Source organism: Moorena sp., assembly GCF_982860115.1.
Map to the genome: position 1 here is coordinate 1 of NZ_CEYLVT010000044.1, position 21,379 is coordinate 21,379.

At 44.7% G+C, this 21,379-nt stretch carries 18 protein-coding genes and 1 pseudogene; 11 read left to right on the forward strand and 8 right to left on the reverse strand.

What is annotated here, in order from left to right; genetic code table 11:
- Window positions 1-65: 65 nt before the first annotated feature.
- Window positions 66-1,238 carry a pyridoxal phosphate-dependent aminotransferase gene (locus AC4II3_RS10180; RefSeq protein ID WP_488029211.1) on the reverse strand — a complete coding sequence of 391 codons (1,173 nt, stop codon included), beginning with the start codon at window positions 1,236-1,238 and terminating at the stop codon, window positions 66-68.
- Window positions 1,239-2,138: 900 nt separating this feature from the next.
- Between AC4II3_RS10180 and AC4II3_RS10185 the strand changes: the two genes are divergently transcribed.
- The 4 genes from AC4II3_RS10185 (at window position 2,139) to AC4II3_RS10200 (ending at window position 7,565) form a co-directional block, all read left to right on the forward strand.
- Window positions 2,139-2,570, forward strand: coding sequence for a hypothetical protein (locus AC4II3_RS10185; RefSeq protein ID WP_488010012.1), 432 nt, complete (start codon window positions 2,139-2,141; stop codon window positions 2,568-2,570).
- Window positions 2,567-4,237, forward strand: coding sequence for an ATPase domain-containing protein (locus tag AC4II3_RS10190; RefSeq protein ID WP_488010010.1), 1,671 nt, complete (start codon window positions 2,567-2,569; stop codon window positions 4,235-4,237). Before AC4II3_RS10185 ends, AC4II3_RS10190 begins: the two co-directional genes overlap by 4 nt.
- A 74-nt stretch (window positions 4,238-4,311) precedes the next feature.
- On the forward strand, window positions 4,312-6,528 hold the full coding sequence (locus tag AC4II3_RS10195) for a DUF7125 family protein (protein WP_488010008.1): 2,217 nt from the start codon (window positions 4,312-4,314) through the stop codon (window positions 6,526-6,528).
- 224 nt (window positions 6,529-6,752) lie between these two features.
- On the forward strand, window positions 6,753-7,565 hold the full coding sequence (locus AC4II3_RS10200; RefSeq protein ID WP_488010006.1) for a GAF domain-containing protein: 813 nt from the start codon (window positions 6,753-6,755) through the stop codon (window positions 7,563-7,565).
- A gap of 33 nt (window positions 7,566-7,598) precedes the next feature.
- Here the strand turns inward: AC4II3_RS10200 and AC4II3_RS10205 are convergent, their stop codons facing one another.
- Complete coding sequence (locus AC4II3_RS10205) at window positions 7,599-9,572, reverse strand: sensor histidine kinase (protein WP_488010004.1); 1,974 nt, start codon at window positions 9,570-9,572, stop codon at window positions 7,599-7,601.
- A 639-nt stretch (window positions 9,573-10,211) separates the two neighbouring features.
- Here AC4II3_RS10205 and AC4II3_RS10210 point away from each other — a divergent pair.
- The 5 genes and pseudogenes from AC4II3_RS10210 (at window position 10,212) to AC4II3_RS10230 (ending at window position 13,788) form a co-directional block, all read left to right on the forward strand.
- Window positions 10,212-11,408 carry a GNAT family N-acetyltransferase gene (locus AC4II3_RS10210; protein ID WP_488010002.1) on the forward strand — a complete coding sequence of 399 codons (1,197 nt, stop codon included), beginning with the start codon at window positions 10,212-10,214 and terminating at the stop codon, window positions 11,406-11,408.
- A gap of 169 nt (window positions 11,409-11,577) precedes the next feature.
- A complete protein-coding gene (locus AC4II3_RS10215) occupies window positions 11,578-12,042 on the forward strand; it encodes a GIY-YIG nuclease family protein (RefSeq protein WP_488010000.1) in 465 nt (154 codons plus the stop codon).
- A gap of 132 nt (window positions 12,043-12,174) precedes the next feature.
- On the forward strand, window positions 12,175-12,756 hold the full coding sequence (locus AC4II3_RS10220) for a PspC domain-containing protein (protein WP_488009998.1): 582 nt from the start codon (window positions 12,175-12,177) through the stop codon (window positions 12,754-12,756).
- Between the two features lie 116 nt (window positions 12,757-12,872).
- Window positions 12,873-13,049 (forward strand): annotated as a pseudogene (locus AC4II3_RS10225) (GIY-YIG nuclease family protein); the annotation flags it as partial.
- Window positions 13,050-13,176: 127 nt separating this feature from the next.
- Window positions 13,177-13,788 carry a PspC domain-containing protein gene (locus AC4II3_RS10230; protein WP_488009996.1) on the forward strand — a complete coding sequence of 204 codons (612 nt, stop codon included), beginning with the start codon at window positions 13,177-13,179 and terminating at the stop codon, window positions 13,786-13,788.
- Window positions 13,789-13,933: 145 nt separating this feature from the next.
- On the opposite strand, the gene psb32 is transcribed toward AC4II3_RS10230, so the two are convergent.
- The gene (psb32, locus tag AC4II3_RS10235; RefSeq protein WP_488009994.1) at window positions 13,934-14,656 is read right to left on the reverse strand and encodes a photosystem II repair protein Psb32; all 723 of its coding nucleotides are present in this window, start codon (window positions 14,654-14,656) and stop codon (window positions 13,934-13,936) included.
- 153 nt (window positions 14,657-14,809) lie between these two features.
- On the opposite strand from psb32, the gene AC4II3_RS10240 reads away from it, so the two are divergent.
- Entirely contained in the window at window positions 14,810-15,535 is a 726-nt protein-coding gene (locus AC4II3_RS10240) for a Uma2 family endonuclease (protein ID WP_488010016.1), read from the forward strand.
- Between the two features lie 49 nt (window positions 15,536-15,584).
- On the opposite strand, the gene AC4II3_RS10245 is transcribed toward AC4II3_RS10240, so the two are convergent.
- The gene (locus tag AC4II3_RS10245; protein WP_488009992.1) at window positions 15,585-17,006 is read right to left on the reverse strand and encodes a nuclease/transposase family protein; all 1,422 of its coding nucleotides are present in this window, start codon (window positions 17,004-17,006) and stop codon (window positions 15,585-15,587) included.
- Between the two features lie 78 nt (window positions 17,007-17,084).
- Here AC4II3_RS10245 and tnpA point away from each other — a divergent pair, with 78 nt between their 5' ends.
- Entirely contained in the window at window positions 17,085-17,507 is a 423-nt protein-coding gene (tnpA, locus tag AC4II3_RS10250) for an IS200/IS605 family transposase (protein ID WP_488009990.1), read from the forward strand.
- Window positions 17,508-17,588: 81 nt separating this feature from the next.
- Here the strand turns inward: tnpA and AC4II3_RS10255 are convergent, their stop codons facing one another.
- The 4 genes from AC4II3_RS10255 to AC4II3_RS10270 form a co-directional block, all read right to left on the reverse strand.
- Window positions 17,589-19,844 carry a transglycosylase domain-containing protein gene (locus tag AC4II3_RS10255; protein WP_488009988.1) on the reverse strand — a complete coding sequence of 752 codons (2,256 nt, stop codon included), beginning with the start codon at window positions 19,842-19,844 and terminating at the stop codon, window positions 17,589-17,591.
- Window positions 19,845-19,958: 114 nt separating this feature from the next.
- Window positions 19,959-20,411, reverse strand: coding sequence for a MerR family transcriptional regulator (locus AC4II3_RS10260; RefSeq protein WP_488009986.1), 453 nt, complete (start codon window positions 20,409-20,411; stop codon window positions 19,959-19,961).
- Window positions 20,412-20,536: 125 nt separating this feature from the next.
- Window positions 20,537-20,713 (reverse strand): hypothetical protein, encoded by a 177-nt coding sequence (locus AC4II3_RS10265; RefSeq protein ID WP_488009984.1) that lies wholly within the window; start codon window positions 20,711-20,713, stop codon window positions 20,537-20,539.
- A 138-nt stretch (window positions 20,714-20,851) separates the two neighbouring features.
- The coding region (locus AC4II3_RS10270; RefSeq protein ID WP_490722812.1) for a tetratricopeptide repeat protein at window positions 20,852-21,379 on the reverse strand (528 nt) is incomplete at its 5' end.

A 21,379-nucleotide genomic window follows, 5' to 3' on the forward strand; every position in this document is an offset into this window, starting at 1 on the left:
GTTTGTCGGTATTTGTCAAGTATGTCGGAGAAAATATTTACCAGGAAGTTGCTCCTCGCCTTCGGTCAAACTTTTTGTAAAATTTCCTTAAGACCTGCAACGAATCGTTCAATACCCTCTGCTACAGTTTCTTTTTGCAAAGCACCATAAGCAAGCCTTAGGTAACACCCGTCTTCAATACCAAAGGCGGTGCCTGGTATAACAGCTACCCGATGTTCCCGAATGAGTCTCTCTACTAACTCAAAAGCATCCAACTGAGTATCTACTTTTAGGAAAACATAGAACGCTCCATCCACAGAACCAATGGTACACAAACCCTCTAGACGTTTCAGGGAGTTCAATACCACCTGTCGTACAGACGCGATCGCATTAATATGAGGTTGACAGTAATTTTTTCGAGTATTCAATGCCCCATTAGCCGCATACTGAGAAATGACTGGGGGACAAATTAGGATTGTATCCTGAACTTTTTGAATTGCTTCAAACAAGTGTTCTGGAATAATCATGTAGCCAATCCGCCAACTGGCAAAACCGTAGGCTTTGGAAAGGCTGTACAGAGAAATAGTGTGTTGACTACTTTCGGGAAAGGCACCTGGGGAAAAGTGTTTCACCCCGTTGTAGGTAAAATACTCATAAGCTTCATCACTGATGTGGTAAATTCCGTGATCGCCACAGAGTTGATTTACCTGACGCAGTGCCTCTTCGGAATATACCGCCCCAGTAGGATTATTAGGTGATATGGTAACTACTGCGCGGGTTCTGTCGGTAATAGCCTGTGCGATCGCTGACGGACGTAGCTGGTAATTCTCATCGGTTGCCACCAGGACTGGATGACAGCTTGCCATCTGAATCGCCATTTCGTGATTGAAATAGTAAGGCGTTTGAAGAATAATCTCGTCCCCGGGAGTGGTAATTCCTAGAATCGCGTTCATGAACGCCATGTTGCTTCCTGCGGTGACAACGATCCGGTTAGCAGAATTGATCTCAATGTCGTTATCAGTTTTCAGTTTTGCCTCAATTGCCTCTCGCAAGGCCGCAATTCCATGTACGGGTTTGTACTTATGATTACCTGGTAAGCTGTAGAATTCACGCAACATTGCCATTGCCTCTGGGGGCGGATCATAATAGACCACCCCCTGTCCTAAGGATATTGTCTCAGGATATTTACGGATCAGTTCGCCAACCATGGGAATGACTGGCAACTGCACCGCCTCCATGCGGGAGGTCAGGGTTTTCATGGTTTCTTCTTTTTTTTGAGTGAAGGTACCCGTGGTTGATACTAGCGAATCTCATACCAAATCCGCTTGGTCATTACCCGTTTATAAAAATCGACCAAATCTTTTTATCCCAGGAATCTAGGGCTATGGGGATCAGGGGGGTATGGGAACAGGATTTGGGATCAGCAGGTGCGACCCGTGATGGCGAACGCGCCCCGCGTGACCTACGGTCAAGGGATTGCTCGCCATCACGGAAAGCGCACCTAAGTTAATCGAGATAAAAAAAACTAAATTTTTCTATTGCTTCAGTATTGTGTTACTATGCCTAGAGGCGTTGTTTACTTTTCCTTTAAGAAAAGTTATGTTAATTATAGTTAAATATTTTTGTCTTAATTTTTGTTTGTTTTTAATTCGGTATTACTAAAAAAATATTAAAAAAATATTAAAAAAACCCTAAAGAATCTCATTACTTTTGATAATATAATAAGCTGTGGAAATTGATGGGATAAACTGGTAGTTATCCATAGATACCCATGAATAGAACTACTGGGGGGGCGATATGCCAGCTGAAATCCTTACTGGGTAAGAGTTTTAGCCCATAAATAACAGAAAGATACATGCTGTTTTGGGCGCTTCATTGGACCTAGTTATAAGGGTTTAAGCTTCCAGAAAACGATGCAGTGGCCTCACGGGGAGGCAGTGCGGTCATGGGGGTAACCCCCATGAACAACTGTCGTGGTTTCCCCCACTTGTGCTTTGCATCAAGACAATGAATCCAGGGTCAATTTCGGTCTGTATCTTGCCTGAGTTATTGGCCTAAAAGCATATAGTGGGCATTTCAGGGCTTATTATATAACCCCCTCAGCTAGAACTAATAGTTTTCTTAACCTTAACTGGGCACGAAAATTTGAGGAGAGTGCGATGAGCGATCCTAATAGAGAAATGGAGATGCGATCGGCACAACCATTAGCTGAACAGCTAGTCCAGGATCAAGTTGACCAGGCGAAGACAGAGGCCCGTAAGGAAGAAGTTATCGACATTTACGAAGATTTGCTCACCACCATCTGGAACCGGATTATGCCGACCTTAGGTAGAGTGACAGTAGTGTCGATTATGGAAAGATCTGTAGCTTTGACAGCGGAAAAATATCCCCTGATTGGCTACATAAAATCAAGTGGCGAGGGAGTTTCGTTTGAGGAGTTTCGCGAAAAGGTTCCACCAGAACAACGGTTACTAATTCGTGAGGCCCTCAAAGAGTTAGTCACAACCCTAATCGATATTCTAGCCATCTTGACGGGCGACATTCTAGTCAGACAATTACTCAAGGAAATTGAAGGGAAAAAACTTATATGATCAGGCCTCGGACAAAGCCCTTAGGTAAACTGCCTACTAGTATTCCTGGTCTAGACTCGATTCTCGCTGGTGGTATTCCGGAATTGTCCATTAACATCATCACTGGGCCACCCGGATCTGGTAAGACGATCTTTACCCAGCAAATACTATACACCAATGCTAGTACAGAGCACAAAGCCCTTTATCTAGTCACCCTATCTGAACCTTCAGTCAAATTACTGCACTACCTACAAAAGTTTGATTTTTTTGACCCCACTAAGGTAGGTACTGCGGTAATTTATCTCGACATCGGCGAGATTATCCGAGAGAAGGGTCTAACAGAAGCGATCGCTGCCATTATTAATTACGTAAAGGAGTACCGACCTGCGCTGATCGGCATTGATAGCTTCAAAGCCATTCATGATTTGGCAACGGATCCAGTAGAAGTACGTAAGTTTGGCTACGACCTCTCAGTGCGTCTGACCACTTGGGGAGTAACAGCTTTTTTCGTAGGGGAATACACTGACGAAGAAATTAAACATCAACCCATCTTTGCCATCGCCGATGGGATTATTCGTCTGCAAAATCAGCCTCTGGGGTTACACTTCCAGCGTTATGTAGATGTGCTCAAACTCAGGGGGGAAAATTATTTTACCGGGTTGCACCCCTTTGAAATCAGTCAGACTGGCATAGAAGTCTATCCCCGGATTAAGATGCTGAAGAACTTATGGATGAATACCCAGGTCAGCCAAGAAAAACTTTCCACTGGCATCCCTGAACTGGATAGCATGTTAGATGGGGGATTGCAGCATAGCACGGCAACTATGGTGGCTGGAGGCGCAGGGACTGGTAAAACCTTGATGGGACTTCACTTCATTGTGGCTGGAATTCTCAAAGGGGAGCCTGGAGTAATTGTTACCTTTCAAGAAAATCCCCAACAGCTCAAATCCATTGCCATGTCCTTAGGTTGGGATTTAGACGCCATGGAAAAGCAGGGAATGCTAGTGCATATGTATGATTCTCCCGTAGAACTACAGCCGGATATCCATGCTGCTAAGGTGAAAGCTGTTGTAGACAGGGTTAAGGCTCGCCGGATTATGCTTGATTCTCTCAAGGATATTGAGATTGCCACCCCAAATAAGGTTCGCTACAAAGACTATATTTACTCCTTAGTGAACCAGTTGAAACTTCAAGGTGTGACCACCATCGTAACCAACGAAATTGGGGAGCTATTCGGACCGTTTCAGTTGAGTGAGTATGGCGTATCCTTTGTGGTGGATAATGTTATCCTCTTGCGCTATGTAGAACTATCCGGTCGCATTGGACGAGCCATAAACATTATGAAGGTAAGGGGAGCGCCCCACAGCAAAGAAATCCGGTTTTTTGAAATTACCTCAGATGGAATTCACATCAACGAGGTGATTCAAGCTCAAACTGGTGTGCTGACTGGAATGCCTGTCTTTAATAATAATTACTTGAATGACAATGGCTTTAAGGAGTTGCTTAACCAGAGTCGTAATATCATGAAAATTTTGCAGGGGGTGGAGGAGATGGAAATCAATGAATTAGCAAATCGCACTGGATTCAGCCGTCAAGACTTGCTCCATGAGTTAGAGAATCTTAAGCAGCAGGGTATGGTAATTACCTGGGAAAGTCAGAACACAACCTATTACAAAGCTACGATTTGATTGATTATTAGTTAACTTACCACTAATGACTAATGACTAATGACTAATGACTAATGACTAATGGCTAATGACTAATGCCCAAAATCAAATTAATGCCTACAGGAGTGCCAAATCTGGATGCCGTTTTGGGCGGTGGCTTTCCCATCTACTCATTGAATATCTTGGCAGGGGCTCCTGGGACTGGCAAAACAATTTTGGTGCAGCAGATTCTGTTTAACACTATCAAGCACCAACCCCATAAGAGAGCTCTTTACCTCAGTACCCTTTCCGAGCCAACCCTTAAGGTGGTGCGTTATATGCAGCACTTTCAATTCTTCGATGCTCAAGTATTTGGTGAGCAGGTAATCTATAGTGATATTGGCTCATTCTTAATTGAACAACCGATGCCTAGGTTGGCGGATCATATAGTGGGTTTGGTCAATCAACATCAAGCAGAAGTTATAGTCATTGACTCTTTTAAGGCCATTGCTGACCTGACCGAAAAAAGTGGTGACTTCCGCCGTTTCTGCTACGAACTATCGGTTCGCCTCGTCAGTGCTCGTTGCACGACTTTTTTAGTGAATGAATCCGAACGCTCCCAGATTAACCACAGTCCAGAATTTGCTTTGGCTGATGGCATCATTTACCTTTCGATCCATGAGGAGGCAGGGGAGCAACGCCGTTGGTTACAGGTTCATAAATTACGGGGTCTGGCACCCTATATGGAACCATTTCCGTTTGTGATATCTAATGTGGGGGTGCGGATTCTCAGCCCTACCCTAACCCTCAGGCAAAAGTCGGTGAGTTGGTCAGTTCCAGCAGGGCGTATGGTGATGGGAATTCCGGGTTTGGATCAACTGTTGCGGGGAGGTATCCCCTACGGTCGTTCAATCATCCTATCGGGAGTTGCTGGCACTGGTAAAACTACCTTTGCCCTACAGTTTCTCATGGCTGGAGTTGACCGAGGGGAAAAAGGCTTGCTCTTTTCTTTTGAGGAAACCCCCTCTCATTTGTCCCAGATGGCAGCCGGTTTTGGTTGGGACTTAGAACGTCTGATTCAACAGGAAATGCTGCGCATTGTCTTTGTTACCCAAACTAACATCCGGGTTGAAGAACACCTAGATCAAATTGCTCAGGAAATCGCCTCCTTCCAGCCTCAACGTTTTGTGGTGGATTCACTATCAGTCTTGTTCTACAAAGTCAATAACCGAGCCATCCAGCGAGAAAAGACCTTCCAATTAGCAACCCTGATGCAACAAATTGGTGGAGTCGGTATCTTTATCTCAGGTATCCCTGCTCATGAAACTGGACACCTATCCAGCTTTGGTGTAGAAGAAACCATTGTCGATGGCATGATTGTGCTATCAAAAGAACTGGTTGGTCGTAGACGCGATCGCTATCTAGAAGTATTTAAAATGCGAGCATCTGACCATGTCTGTGGTTCTCACCGCATGGCAATCACAGAAAACGGTATTGAGATATTGTACAGTGCCAGCCAAATATCTCCCCCCTCAACCACCGAATCATTAAAATTTATTGAGGATGCTCCCCATTTAGTGTTTGGGTCACTCGAAAAATTGCTCCCAAGCCAAATCCCCTATAACACCGCTTGCTTGGTGGAGGGCGCTCCCGGACTGGGTAAGAGTACCCTAGCCTATCAGTTTTTGCTCTGTGGCTTGCATCGCCAAGAATCAGTCTTATATATTAGTGCGGATATTCCTAGGCAGCAAGTTTATCAAACTCTCCCAACTTGGGGATTACTCCCTGACCCCTACCTGGAAGCAGGGCAGTTGGTGATCCTCGATACCTTTAGTCCCATGGTAGAAACATTGCCAGCCACCTCTGTACACCTGAATCTGAATGACCCGGAGATGCTGTTGCTCAGGATTGCGCAACAGCTTGAGCAAATGCCTAAACCCTGTCGAGTAATCTTTGACTCCCTCACGCCTCTACTAATCAGCTGTACCCCTAGAGAGTTTATTAAGCTGGTATACCGTAAAAATCTTCAACTCCGTCAGCCTGATGTGGCAGTGTTAGATATTTTTGCTCAGGACGGAATCGAAAAAAGCGATCACTACAATTTACTGAACCTTTATGATCTCGTAGTAGACCTTTATTCCTCTGACTGGGATGAAATGAATCGCGGAGAAGACATTGGCTACAAAAATTGGCTGCAAATTACTAAAATTCGTGGGGCTAAGGCAGATCACCGTCCCTACCCTTACAGTATCTCCCCCACTAAGGGGATTGTGATTGAGAGCACCTCATCTCAATCAAAGATTATCGATCACAATTCATTTCCCAAACAGTAGAAAATCTCTCGACGCTTCCAGAAAATCTAGGGAAATCAGCGTGTCGGAACAAACGTTTGCTATCGACCACTCCAGAAAGACGCGCGCAAAATACCAAAATTTAGAAACTGATCAACTATTCTCAGCCGTTAATCTTATATTTATAAGTTTGTTTGAGAAATATGGTCTAGCTCTGAGGCTTGTAACAGCTATATCCCCTTTACACTCCTTTTTGTTCAAAAATTATGACAGGCAAGCAACCGGTTTGGCAAACAACCTTTGACCAAATCAAGGCAACCATTGACCCACCAATTTATGGTATGCTACTCCTAGAAGAGCAAAAGACTCGGTTGCTGATCGTGCTAGGTAAACAGTCAACTACTACTGCGGCTGAGCAATTGCGAGCTTTGGCGCTGATTACCTTGGCTAGCTTAACTGACCTAGACCTTCAACCTGACCAAATTCAGATGGAGTTAGTGGCATCACAGGGAACTGATGCCCCAGAAACCGTCGCTTATTTAGCCCAAAATGACCTTAAGCAACTGTTTGTTACCCTTAGTTTTCTAGCATTTTGTTCGGAAACGCGATCGCTAAATGTTGCTGCCTTAGGGCAAGCACTACGAGAGAGCACTCTGATGCAAAACGCCATGGCTGGATTGGCGGGCTGGAGTCTAATCAATCGTGAGGGGGTGATGATTTATCGCTACCCAGAAGCCCCGGAATTAGATTTAATTGGTCAAGACTATTCCGATCGCCGCTATTTTCAACAAGCTATCAAGGGACGCACCTATATATCAACAGTTTTTCGGGCAAAGAGTAACCTTTGGGTTGCCGTGGTTTCTTTACCAGTGATTGGAAATGATGGGCAGGTAGTGGGGATAGTATCTGGGGGTTTGGATTTGGCAGGAGTGCGATCATTTCTGAGCGTGCCAGTGATTGATGACCGTAAAATCAAGGGTCTAATTACCATTGCTAGTCCAGAACCAGACGCTTTTGGTGAGGAACAATTGAAGGTTATCAGCTCACTGGCGCAACAGATGACTAGTGTGTCCATTTAACAGAAATGGCAGTACGAGAAAAGGGCTGCATCCCTATTCCCGTTTTCCATCTATGATCGGCAAGGTAATTTTAACAGTGCTGCCCTTACCCTCTCCAGGACTGGATAGGGTAATAGTACCTCCCATCATTTCCATTAAATTCCGGCAAATAGCTAGACCAAGCCCTGTTCCACCGCATTGGCGGGTGGTCGAGCCATCAACCATCACAAAGGGACGAAATAGTTTTTTCTGTTGACTGGGATCAATACCAATACCTGTATCCTTAACAATAATCACAACCTGTGAATGAGACGTTAGATCAGAAGCCTTGACAAAACTTCTGTTGTTCTCAGACAGGGGTAGCGGTTCAATTCGGGTCTTAATGGTAATGCTGCCATTGTCTGTAAATTTGGTGGCGTTACCAACAACATTAATCAGAACCTGCTTAAGTTTAGCTGGATCAGCAGGCACGATAATCCCCTGATGCAAATCGCTGGTATGAAACTCCAGACCTTTCTGCTGAATGGGAACAGTCTGTAAATCTATGACTTCATCAAGCAAGTCGCACAGGTAAATTGGCTCAATTTTCACCGATAATTTACCAGCTTCAATCTTCGCCATATCTAGAACGTCATTAATGATTTCCAGCAGATGCATGGCAGCATGATCAGCCCTTTGTAAAAAATCGATTTCTTCTTCCCGGTTGTCACAGAAACCATCCCGTATTAGTCGCAAACAACCAATGATGGCGTTCAGGGGAGTTCTCAGTTCATGGGAGGTATTAGCGAGGAATTCATTCTTGAACTTATTAGCAGTTTGGGCTTCTTTCCAAGTAGCTTCGAGTTCTTCTGCCCAATGTTTCATGCGTTCAATCATCCCACCGAAAGCTTCCGACAATTGGTTAACTTCCCTAATTTTGAAGTTTTGGGGTATACGGTCGTAGGGTAGGAACTGAGATTGATTTAGAGCGTAGTCTCTGAGTTGTTCGAGAGGACGAGCTAATTCTCGAGCAACATACATCGTTGCCAACAGGGTTGCCCCAATCAAGCCACAGGTGAAGATTACCAGAACGTGCTGAATCTCTTTGAGACCAGCCAAAGCAATATCAACGGGGGTAACCGCTAAGATCACCCACTTTTGACCATGCTCAGCAGTAATCGGACTTGGAATTGAGGTATACCCAGCGGTTAATTCCACGTTGTTTTTAATCCAGTACGACGGTTTAGCAACATCTTGTTCCTGTGCGATCGCTTTTCCGAAAACCCTTTTGAGTCCCTCTTGTTCTTCTTCCCGATTGATCTTGTCTGTGATCTTCTGTGCCACTGGCTCTTGATAGTGATGAGTCAAAACTTTCCCTTCTTGGTTAATCACTACCGGATAGCTCGACAATATCTGCCGTTGTGAGGCTGGTGTCTGTAGCAGAGCTGACTGGATGATCAGGGCAAACTGGAGTTGACCTGATCGGTTATAGACTGGCGCACTCAGGACTAGTTTGAGTTTACTGGTGGACTTGGGGGGATAGAGTTGGCTAGTTAAAGTTGTTGAGGGGTTTCTTGAGGGGTGTTTAGGGAGCAGTATGGTTACCTCAACCTGAGAACGGTTAGCTAATGATTGACTTTGCTGCACCGAGGATACAAAAGTCGGTCGGTTAGTTAGCAATTGGTTAGCACAGGTACTTGCGGCCATTGCTTTGCTCTGTAGCTCCATCAACTGTACACAATCGATCTGATGTGGTAACAGTTGAGCCAATTGTTCTACAAATTTTTGATAGGCGGTTGGGGATTCCGACTTTAGGGCTACAGCTTCACTGGCACTCACCAAGTTTGCTTTCAGGGCATCAATTGACTCTTGAATGCTCTGTGCGTGGAGTACAGCACTTTCCGTCAGATTTTGGCGAGCACTCTCCAACAGCAATGAGCGTGCCTTTGTGTAAGTCACATACACTCCTGCTAGTAAGACTGGCACACTTAGCAGCAGAAGGCGCGAAAGTAGAATCCGACGAAAGGAGGATAGACCTAGCTTAACCATAATTCGTCTGGTATTGATGGCTCAGAACAACCCAACCGCAAGATAATGGGGTTTGTTTACAATTACTCACTACAACCTTGGTACTCAGATTGATATCTTTATTCCCTCTATTTAGTTTATGGAAACTTAGCGAAATAAATCCAGTTAATTTGAGTAATTTTTCTCTACCATTCTCAACTAGGGTTGTGTCCATTTAACGTCAGATGGAAGGACAAAGGCATAGATGCATAGCTTGGAGGATTCGAGTAGATCTACCAAGGTTTTCCCTGACTATCAAGACCTTCAGGGTTTGAAGTCTGTGACTAGATGTGTTATAGAAAAGATTTGCTAACCTTTCTAGCCCATCTGGAAAACCAAGTGGCTCTGGCTGATGGGGTCTTGTTTGGTGCAGCTACTTTGTGTGGTTATGGTGTGAAGTTATTTTAACTTAAACTAAGATACGGGATATCTGGTCATATCTCGTCTTATAACCACCTCGACTAATAAAAGAAAACTTGAAGTTAATTACTTTAAGTAAACGGTTAAAACCTTAAGGCTTAAGGTAACAAACATTCCAGTTTCTCAGTAATTGATCCCAGGAATTGTTTCAGACTTGCTGACTTTACTACTTTCAAGTTCCCCTAACCCTAGATTACCCCAATGGTTCAACAACCCAAGCTTGACTATTCCGTTATCTGGGTCAACCGCATGGCAGATATTCCCCAATCCGCTTGGGATGACCTTGCCCAACCCCTAAAAACCCCTTTTCTGGAGTGGGAGTGGTTGAATACTATTGAAACATCTGGCAGTGCTACTGCTAAAACCGGTTGGTTGCCGAATCACTTAACGGTATGGCGAGATAGACAGCTGATCGCTGCTGCACCTATGTATGTCAAAGGTCACAGTTACGGAGAGTTTGTCTTTGACCAACAGTGGGCTGATTTATCCTATCGCTTGGGGATTTCGTACTATCCGAAGTTGTTGGGGATGACACCATTTACCCCAGCGGTAGGCTATCGGTTTTTGATGGCACCGGGAGAAGATGAAGATGAGCTGACACAGATAATGGTCAGTGCTATCGATCATTTTTGCGATCGCAATCATCTGTCTGGTTGTCACTTCCTCTTCGTTGACCCGGATTGGCGACCAGTAATTGAACGCAATGGTTTTAAGGGCTGGCTACATCACAGCTATATTTGGCAAAACCAAGGTTTTAGCAATTTTGAGGATTACCTAAAGGTCTTTAATGCTAATCAACGCCGCAATATTAAACGAGAACGCAAGGCTGTAGCTAAAGCAGGTCTGACCCTGAAAATATTCACCGGGGATGACATTGAAAAATCCTTGTTTCCCTTAATCTACAGCTTCTACAGCAGCACCTGCGATAAATTTATGTGGGGTAGCAAATATCTCACGCGCCAGTTTTTTAAGCAGTTGTATCCTAACTACCGTCAGCGAGTGGTACTAATTGCTGCTTATCGGGAGGAGGATGACCAAAAACCAGTGGGAATGTCCTTTTGTATCAATAAGGGCAATCATTTGTATGGTCGTTATTGGGGCTGTTTTCAAGAATTTGACTGCCTACATTTTGAAGCCTGTTACTATGCACCGATTGAGTGGGCAATCGGCCAGGGCATCACCATGTTTGACCCTGGTGCTGGTGGGCGTCACAAGAAGCGTCGTGGTTTCCCAGCAACTGCTAACCATAGTGTTCACCGATTCTACGATAAACGCTTTGACCGGATTTTTCAAAACTATATCGATGAGGTTAACCTCATGGAACGTGAGGAAATTGAGGCTATTAATCAAGATTTGCCCTTTACCAAGCGCGAGATTAAGTTTGAGATTCCGGATTGATTAGCAGTTGAGGAGTAGTTTGAATAAACGCGCCTTTTGCACAAAGCACAGATAGGATTTTCCCGATCTGACTTGACATAAGGTCTTGATATAAGGTAATAATGTATGCTATTATAGCCAATTACTAGCAGAAAAGTAAGGTATTGCTAAGCCGAAATAAAACACAATAATGAGTAATTTTCGTCAATGCTCACCCTATGACCTGCTAGCCCTGGCTGTGGATGAAGCCTCCGAGGGAAGACACGCAGCTGCATTACGTTATATGACCATGGCGGTAGAGCGTTCTAAGCTTCCAGAATACGCTAGTGACGCTCAAACCTTTATTCGGTTGCACAAAGCCACAGGGACTTTAGTACAAAGCTGCCTATCCAGCCCTGAGGAAGAAAATCCAGCTAGGCTTTACTTTATCTTAGACAAGGGACGCAATGCGATTCGGATCGGTTACACTACTAACCCTAATGGTAAGATTAGAGGGCTTGAAACTAAGAGTGTAACGACTTTAGAACTAATAAAAATTATCCCAGGAAGTGCTAAGATGGAAACCGATTTTCACAGGAAATTCCAACATCTTAGGATTTCTGGGGAATGGTTTGATGCGACTCCAGAAGTGATGAGATATATATCATCTCTTTGACACTAACCCCACAGGAGCCTCAGATATCTCCCGATCTCGGAGAGATTGGGCTAGCATCGGAGTAGTTATTCACCAAGGGTGCTAACACCAAGGGCTCTAAGTCTGTGGTTTTAGCATGCCATTAACTCTGGCATGATTTACCTTCCTTTACTCCTGTTGTTATTGTTCATTGGACCAGCAATAGCTGCAATTCCTGTCCGTCGTTCTGTTACATTTTCGCAACACACGGATCTGATCGCAGGGTGTATTCTCTACGGTATTCTACCACTTGCGCTCACTTTTGCCGGATTCCCATTGGGACTGTTATTTGGCTGTGAACCTGGTGGAGCCGGAATAATTACATTTACTTGTCCGCAACAGCCTTGGCTTGGGAATATTCTTACGTTCATGGCTTTTGCTCATGGGCTTGCAATCTTTACAATTCCCTCCGCATTGGTGGGTACTGTAGGATTGGTGATTACCTTAGTACAGCGGCGTTTAAAAAAGTCAGAAGATGAGATTTCAGGGAGCACAAGAAACCGGTTTACGAGGAGCAGACGCCATAAGGTAATTGCAGGGGTGTGTGCAGCCATTGCTCAACGGTTTAGGATTTCAGTCATCGCTGTAAGGATTGTAACGGTCGCCCTTTCGATTGCTATGCCCATTATTTTCCTGCTACTCTATTTCTGGATATGGTTAGCATTTCCCTTGTCCTCTTCCACGGATAATACTTAATTACCAAAAATTTTGGGTAATCGCCCCCTAGAGACGCGCGCCTTAGAGAGGGTCGCCTTGTATGGTTACGACCTGTGCATTGCGTTATATGATCATTGGGTTAAACTACTAACCCCAATCGTAAGATTAGAGGGCTTGAAACTAAGAGTGTAACGACTTTAGAACTAATAAAAATTATCCCACGAAGTGCTAAGATGGAAACCGAGTTTCACAGGAAATTCCAACATCTTAGGATTTCTGGGGAATGGTTTGAGGCGACTCCAGAAGTGATGAGATATATATCATCTCTTTGACACTATTAAACCCACAGGAGCCTTACATCTCAACCGATAAGCAAGCGATTGGGCTAGCATAGGAGTAGTTATTCACCAAGGCTGCTAACTACCAATGGCTCTAAGGCAGTGGTGTTATGGTGTTATCATGCCATTGGCCCAACGCATGATTTACTTTCTTTTACTACTTATTTGGTTGTTAGCGCTTATTGGACCAGCACTAGCTGCCATTCCTGTCCGTCGTTCTGTTAAACTTTGGCAACACTGGAGTCTGATTGGAATTTGTATTATCTTTGGTATTTTACCATTGTTGCTGACGTTTGGGGGACTCCAATTGGGAGAGTTATTTGGCTGTGAATCCGTCAGCATGGGAATAATTTCATTTACTTGTGCCCAAAAGCCTTGGCTTGGGAATATTCTTTCGTTCATGACTTTTACTCATTGGTTTGCAATCTTTACAATTCCCTCCGCATTTGTGGGTACTGTAGGATTGGTGATTACCTTAGTACAGGGTTTGAAAAAGTCAGAAGATGAGATTTCAGGGAGCACAAGAAACCGGTTTACGAGGAGCAGACGCCATAAGATAATTGCTGGGGTTTGTGGAGCCATTGCTCAACGGTTTAGGATTTCAGTTATGGCTGTACGGATTGCAACGGTGGCTCTTTCGATTATCATTAGCCCAATTGGCCCGATTATAACGCTGTTTTATGTCTGGATATGGTTAGCGTTTCCCTTATCCCCTTCCAGGGAAAATGCTTAATCACAGAATTCAACTACTGCGAAGTAATCAACAAAAGAGTTAATGGTAATAGGCAAACATCTAAATCATTGCCCATTACCAATTTATTATGAGTTTTTAACAAAACTCGCTGACAGCTGAAGGCTGACAACTGACAGCAAAATACTTACGAAAAACCTTGGTAGAAAAAGTAGGTAACCATCGGGATAACTGTAGCAACAACCAAGATCACTACAACCCAAAGGGTAGCATTGCTCTCTTGAGTTTCTTCTGCACTCTTAAAGTTGCCAGCAATGTTAATGTCTTCTTCCAATACAGGAGCACCGGGATCTGGTTCGCCAGATAAGACAGCTACTATGCGATCGCTTACATCTAAGAAAGCCTGATTATACTTGTTGCCATCCCGCAGCGGCACCTGTAGGGTTTCAGAAGCCACACTTTCAGCAATGTCATCAGACATAATTTCCTTAACGGAATTGCCAGTAACGATAGCACTGTTATTGGTGACAGTATCCAGCACTATCAAGGTTTGATTAGCTTGGTCTTCTGGATTACCATACCATTTTTCAAACAAGCCTTGGGCAAAAGTTGCTGCTGTTTCACCATAATCTAGGCCGTGGACAGTGACCAGTCTAACTTGATTGCCCGTTGCTTTCGCTAAATCCTCTAAGGATTGATTCAACTTGCCTTCTGTAAAGCGAGAGAGAACTTCTGACTTGTCAATTACCCAAGTCGGTTCTCCAGCGCTAATGTTAGGCATTTGATAGACATTGATGGCATTGGCTGGTGCTGCAATTATTCCGCTTGCTAACAAGATACCTAAAAGAGGGATAATTAGGGATTTAATGTATTTGCGTTGATTTTGTAGTTGGTTGAGGAGCTGTTTCATAACAAAGCTGACAACAAAGCAAAATAGACTTGTCCCTAAAATACTATAGAAACTGCTCATCAACCTAATCTGATTTATCGGCAAGATAATGGTAGTTAGTGAAACTGCATGAAATTGCTAACATGTCACCAGTTAGGTCTAGGCAATGGAATGATGCTAAACTATGACCCGTTACAATACCTTCCGACTTCAGAAGAATTACCCTCTTCTGATGAAACCCCTGTGGATAATGAACTGCAAGATACCATCCCTCACTTATTGAAATCGATTTTAGCGATTATCTGGTCAGAGCGCAGGGATTGGTTTTTTGGTATCGATATGGGATACTATTACAATCCCAAACAGTCAGCCATAGTGCCTGATGGATTCCTCAGTTTAGGAGTACAGAGATGGAAAACTCGCCCTAAGGGTCGTCAGGGACGTTTAAGTTATGTGTTGTGGGAAGAAAATGGTGTTGTGCCAATTCTCGCGATCGAGATTGTCTCTCAAACCTATAACGGCGAGTATGACCAGAAAAAATTAGACTATGCTGACTTAGGGTTATTATATTACGTTATTTATGATAGCGATAACTTTCAACCTCGAAAAGGGGATAGCTTTGAAGTGCATCGCTTGGTAGATGGAGTGTATGTGCGTCAACCAGGTAATCCGGTCTGGATACCAGAAATTGGTTTGGGCATAGGTACAGCAGAAGGAAGCTATCTTGATTGGACTAGGGAGTGGTTGTATTGGTACGACCAAAATGCTAGACGGTATCCCTCCGAAAATGAGAGAACTCAACAGGCTGAGCAACGGGCTACTCAAGCTCAACAAGAGCTTGAAGCTTTGAAAGCTCGACTGAAACAAATGGGAATCAATCCTGAGGATCTTGTGGATTGATCACCTTTGAACGCACCCCAGCTAAATTAAAAATTCTAGCTGGGGATTCTTATGCTAGGTTGGACTCAGATAGCTTCCATAAACTACTGAGTGTCACTGGCGTTCTCAGCGTGTGGGAGGAACTTCTGCCTTCCCAGACCCTAGTAAATTTCGCGTTAGTGAGCACGGCATACCAATATCTAGCGCCGATGTTGTAAGACGCAGATAAGTCGGCGTTATAGCGCTTGCCGTTCTTGAATCTGGCGAGGGAATACTTTTTGTTGCTGCGGGAAATTAAGCCAGACCCATCAAACCCATAAGCACTGGTGTATTTAGCGTTAACCTTGACGACGTTCCCGCCTAACTCGCTAAATTTCTGGATGGCCAGTTCCACAATCCGGTCTTTACACCATTGGTGGAATCGTTGTTTTTGGAGAGAGCCGTGCTTACCCCCTTTTGCCTTCCAGTTTGACAAGTCCTCAAACACAATCACCCTCACTTGATGAGCGATTCCAAAGTCTATTACAGCTTTGGATACGACTTGAGCAATGTGTTCGTTGATCTGTTTGGACTTGCGATACAATCCCTTGCAGAACCCTTGAGGCAAATTCCTTTTGGTTATCTTACGGGTTTGCTTGGACTTAGTGGCAATACGCTGCTTGCGTTGGTCACGGCGGTCTATGTCTCTGGCGGGGGAAATAAATTTCCTCGCTTTTACAGTACCGTCCCGACTAACGATAGAGCAGGTCGCTGTGGTGTTAATTCCTAGGTCTACCGCACAAACCCAATCAGATTCCGGCAGTTCCTTAATTGCGATCTCGACGGGCATCGACAGATGAACGCTGCGGCCGTTAGCAATTAAGGAAGGGGACATCAGTTTGTTGTCAAGACCGAGATGGCGGCTTTTTCCCGACGAACGAACAGGAATAGCCAATAGCCATACCCAATCCTTACCGTTCCAAACCTTGAGGTCTACAGCGTTAAAATTAGCGTTATAGCGAATTTGTTGACCTTTGTACAAAGCTGGGTAGCTGTTACAGAAGGCAGTAAGCTTAGGGGACTTGTCGTGTCGGTGCTTTCTGTTGCCTCGTTTCCAATCCTGCCAGCGAGTCACAAAGCTGCTAACAATCCCTAATGCGTCTTGGATGGCAGCCCGTCTTAGGTAGCTGGGAAACTTGCGAAACGATGGATGGTTATTGATGGCTTTTTTGAAGTACCAACCATATTTAGGATTGGGATTATCTGCGGTCTGGTGAACCAACTTCTCCAGCGTGTTCACCCGTTCTTTGGCAGTTAACCCCAACAGGGCAGACCAATTCCAATAGGCTATTAGTACCAAAGGTTTTAGGAAATGGCGGTACTCTTCCACCGTCAGAATAGCTAAATTACGCTGATGGCGAGTCAAAGACAGCGACCAGACATCAGTTCTGATCAACGACGCTGACTGCCACTTTTTGCGCTTAGTTCGCTTTTTAGCTTGCTTCCGGCTCATGGAGAAAGACTTAACCAATAGCTAATATATATTAACAAGCTAAGATTTAGTTGTCAATTTAGTTCCCGATACCGCTCTATGGATTTCAGGAGACTCAAGACTCGCTCCAACTCGGCATTTCGGTTGATCTATCACTTGGTACTAGTGACTAAGTTCAGAAACAATTCCCTAACAGGGGAGATGCTCGAACGCTTGGAAGACATTTTTAGGGCTACCCTAGCAAAATGGGATTGTGAACTGATTGAATTTGGGGGGGAGAGTAATCACGTCCACGTTTTGTTTGAAGCTATCCCCAGTATTGACTTGTCAAAGCTAGTAAATAACCTCAAAACGGTTTCCTCTCGACTAATGCGGAAAGAGTATGCAGCTCATCTAAAACGTTTTTACTGGTCAGAAAAACCGATGTTCTGGGGTGGCAGCTATGCTTTGATAACAGTTGGAACACAAGCTCCATTACAAAAGCTGATTGCATATGTCCAGAATCAGGAAAAGCCAGAATAAGGATGCTGCGCTTTGTTTATTGGTTTCGCTAACCCCACCTAAATCAAAGATTCTAGGTGGGGACTGCGCTCAACATTTTGTTCAACTCTCTTTCGGTACTACCTGACCCATATACATCCCCCACAACTGGGCAGCTTGGCTACTACTGCCATTGGTAGGAGAATTATTGTCATTGCCTAACCAAATCCCTGTAACGATCTGATGCTTGGGAATAAAACCGATAAACCACAGGTCTACATTTTTATCAGTAGTCCCGGTTTTTCCTCCTTCTCCTTGACCAATCTGGGCACTGCGACCGGTGCCACTGGTGACTACAGCCTGAAGCATTTCTGTCATGGTGTTGGCTACGGCTGGTGAAACCGCTTGCTTGTTGATAGTTGGCTGATCAGCGAAGTCGTAGATTACTCGACAGGTTTGGTAGTCTTGGTAATCGGTGCAATCACTACTGTCTAGAATTCTGGTAATACCATGGGGACGATACCACATACCTTGATTTGCGATCGCACCATAGGCTCCAGTCATTTCCAATAGACTAACTTCACTTTGACCTAAGGCTAAACCAAATACAGGCTCCAGTTTTGAGCTAATACCTAACCGTTGCGCCAGCCGTATTACTCTATCTAAACCAGCATCTTGAGCCACCCTGATCGCTACTGCATTTTCCGATTGAGCCAGACCAGCATACATATCAATTTCAGTAGCATCTCCAGACCGCTCACAACGTCTGATCCGTTTAATCCCAGAGCAGGAGTAGGTTTCAGTTGGTAAAATCCCTTTTTCTAAAGCAGCAGCATAGGCAAAGAGTTTAAAGGTTGAGCCTGGTTGACGCTTGGCTTGGACGCGATTAAACTGGCTTTTTTGGTAATCGGCACCCCCAACCATGGCTAGAATCTCGCCATTACTGGTATTCAGGCTTGCGATCGCTCCCTGGGAAAATCCTAAGCGGCTACCAGTTTTCTTGACATAGTCCCGTAGAGCAGCTTCAGCTTTGGCCTGAAACTCCGTATCTACAGTAGTTTCTACAATAAAATTACCTTCCTGAGCTAACTCTGAGCCTAGTAACGTCCTCAATTGCTGGAAAACGTAGCTATAGAAATAGCGTGCTTTGGTGCTAGACAGAATTTCTTGGGCTTTGGGGCTAACTTCAATCCGCGATCGCCTCGCTCGATTAGCTTCCTCTCTACTAATCATTCCCAAAGCGTGCATCCGGTCAATCACCCGATTCCGTAATTGTAATGAGGTATCATAATTCTGGATCGGGTTATAGCTATTGGGTGCTGGTAAACTTGCCACCAGAGTTGCGGCTTCTTGGATATTCACATTAGCTGCTGATTTGTCGAAATAAAATTGAGCAGCATCTTCAAAACCAAATGCTTCTATACCCAAGTAAACCCGGTTTAAGTAAGCCTTTAATATCGCGTCCTTACTGTAAACTGTCTCTAACTTTAGGGCAATTATTGCCTCCCGCACTTTCCGGTCTGCGGTATTGGCTCGACCGACATACTCGGGAAATAGGCTTCTGGCTACCTGCTGAGTGATGGTACTAGCCCCTTCGCGAATCCCTCCCCCTTGAATATTCCGCACCACAGCTCGCATAATGCCATAGGGGTCTACTCCAAAGTGCCAGTAAAAGCGGCTGTCTTCTGAAGCTATCACTGCTTTGGGCAAATATGGGGAAAAATCCGATAACCTCCTCAGTTCTCGGTGAGCATCGGTCCGAGGTTGCCGTAGGGGAATTTGGTCACGAGAGTAAACAATTACAGGACCTGTGACTCCCTCTGGTAATGGCCTGACTGATGGTGCTTTGATGGTTTGAAATCCAATTAGTAATACCACTAAAGCAATTAAGCCACCGATGCCATAGAGAAAGTAACGGATTCCTTGGATATACCAGGGGGGAGGATAGACGTACTGTAGCTCAACTGATGCCGCTAGTTCTGGTGGACCAATGGTGAGGGTGTCTCCGTGATACAGCAGCAAAGAGGAAAGTCGGCGTCTGCCACGATAGATACCATTGGTAGAGTTTTGGTCTTTTATGATAAACCTACGCCCACGCCTACCATACCGTTCTAGGGAGAGATGAACTTGACTGACTACTGGGTTGCGAACGATGATGTCACAGGATTTGGAACTGCGCCCGAGTACATAACGGTCCCCAACCAGGGGATAGACATCAGATTTGTTGGTATTACTGTCTTGCACCCAAAGTTCCGGCACTCTAGCATTAGGCTTTAGTGCTACTGCTTGAAGATTGACCTTCGCATGAATGGTTTGTACTACCTGAGTTAGCTGACTAAGTATGGTCTTTGGGGGTTTGGAGGGTGGTGGAGAACTCATAGTTGTCAGCGATCAGCAATTAGCTTGGGTGCCTATGGAACCATTGTAATAACTCTAGCAATTAGCTTTTGCCCACTGCTCCCGATTCCCGATTCCCGATTCCCGATTCCCGATTCAACGACTAGCAGGAAAACTACCACCAACGAAGTGAATATCACTAAAGGTTTCAATCCACAAACGAGCGCCACAATCGAGTGGATGATCGGGATTATAGACAATCTTACAAGGCCCAAGGATTTCCACTTCGTTGCCGTAGATATTGCTACCACTGCGTTTTACTGAAATCACTGGCTTCCGGTCTTTGGGACTTTTCTTGATATTCGAGCCAATGTGATTACGGTTGACATTAATCTTCGCTAATGCGGGAGGACGACTAGTGCGCCATTTCCCCTTCGGTCCACGAGTACGAGTAGTTATTTGTGGCAAATGGTTGAACAGAGGAATAATCCAGAATTTCCCGGTTTTATAGGCACCCCGCACCCGACCCTTCTCTAGGAGTTGGCGCAATCGTCGAGAGGAAATTCCTAATAGAGATGCCGCTTCAGTAGTTCCAACGCATTTGTTCATGAGTGGAGTGTTTTTAACTATTCCGATATTACTAGTTTAATAGAAAAAAAGAAAATTGGCAACTTTTTTTAAATAGGGATGAAAGCAGCTAAAGTGTTATAAGTGTGGAGAGGGTGGGGAGCAAGTCAAGTGCTGTGGTTTCCACTATTAGCGACTGCGTTAATACCGGAATAGTTAGAAAATTGTGAGTGCGATCGCTTAGGGTGACCAAAGGTCAATCGCATTGAACTGTGATCGGAAATGCGATCGCTTTTAGCGGAAGCTTCGCTTAATCGCGTAGCGTGACCTTCGGTCAATCGCATTTTCTGGTCTGAATCTGCTGCTAAAAACTAGACATCTTGCAAACCTAGTTTTCTGATACTGTTGGCGTCAATTCTTTTCCACTGTTCCCGATTTCTCCAACACTCTATTTTAGGAGACTTAGTCTAATCCCATGAGACTCAACCTTGGTCTAATAGTGTGCTTAAATTACGTGAAATAGTTTGGGTGTTGGGATGATTCTCTCCTAACTGCTGCACAGCAATCTCTAGTGCTTGACGATAGAAGGATTCCGCGTCTTGGTACCGCCGCTGATTATCGTACAGTAAAGCCAGGTTGTTGAGGCTGGTAGCGACATCCGGGTGGTTTTGACCCAGCAGCTGTTTCCTTAGGTCTAAAGCTTGTAGGTAGAGGGGTTCGGCTTCTGAGTACTTACCCTGGTTATCGTACAGTAAAGCCAGGTTGTTGAGGCTGGTAGCGACATCCGGGTGGTTTTGACCCAGCAGTTGTTTTCTTAAGTCTAAGGCTTGTAGGTAGAGGGGTTCGGCATCTGAGTACCGACCCTGGTCAGAGTACAGTGCTGCCAGGTTATTGAGGCTGGTAGCGACATCCGGGTGGTTTTGACCCAGCAGTTGTTTTCTTAAGTCTAAGGCTTGTAGGTAGAGGGGTTCGGCATCTGAGTACCGACCCTGGTCAGAGTACAGTGCTGC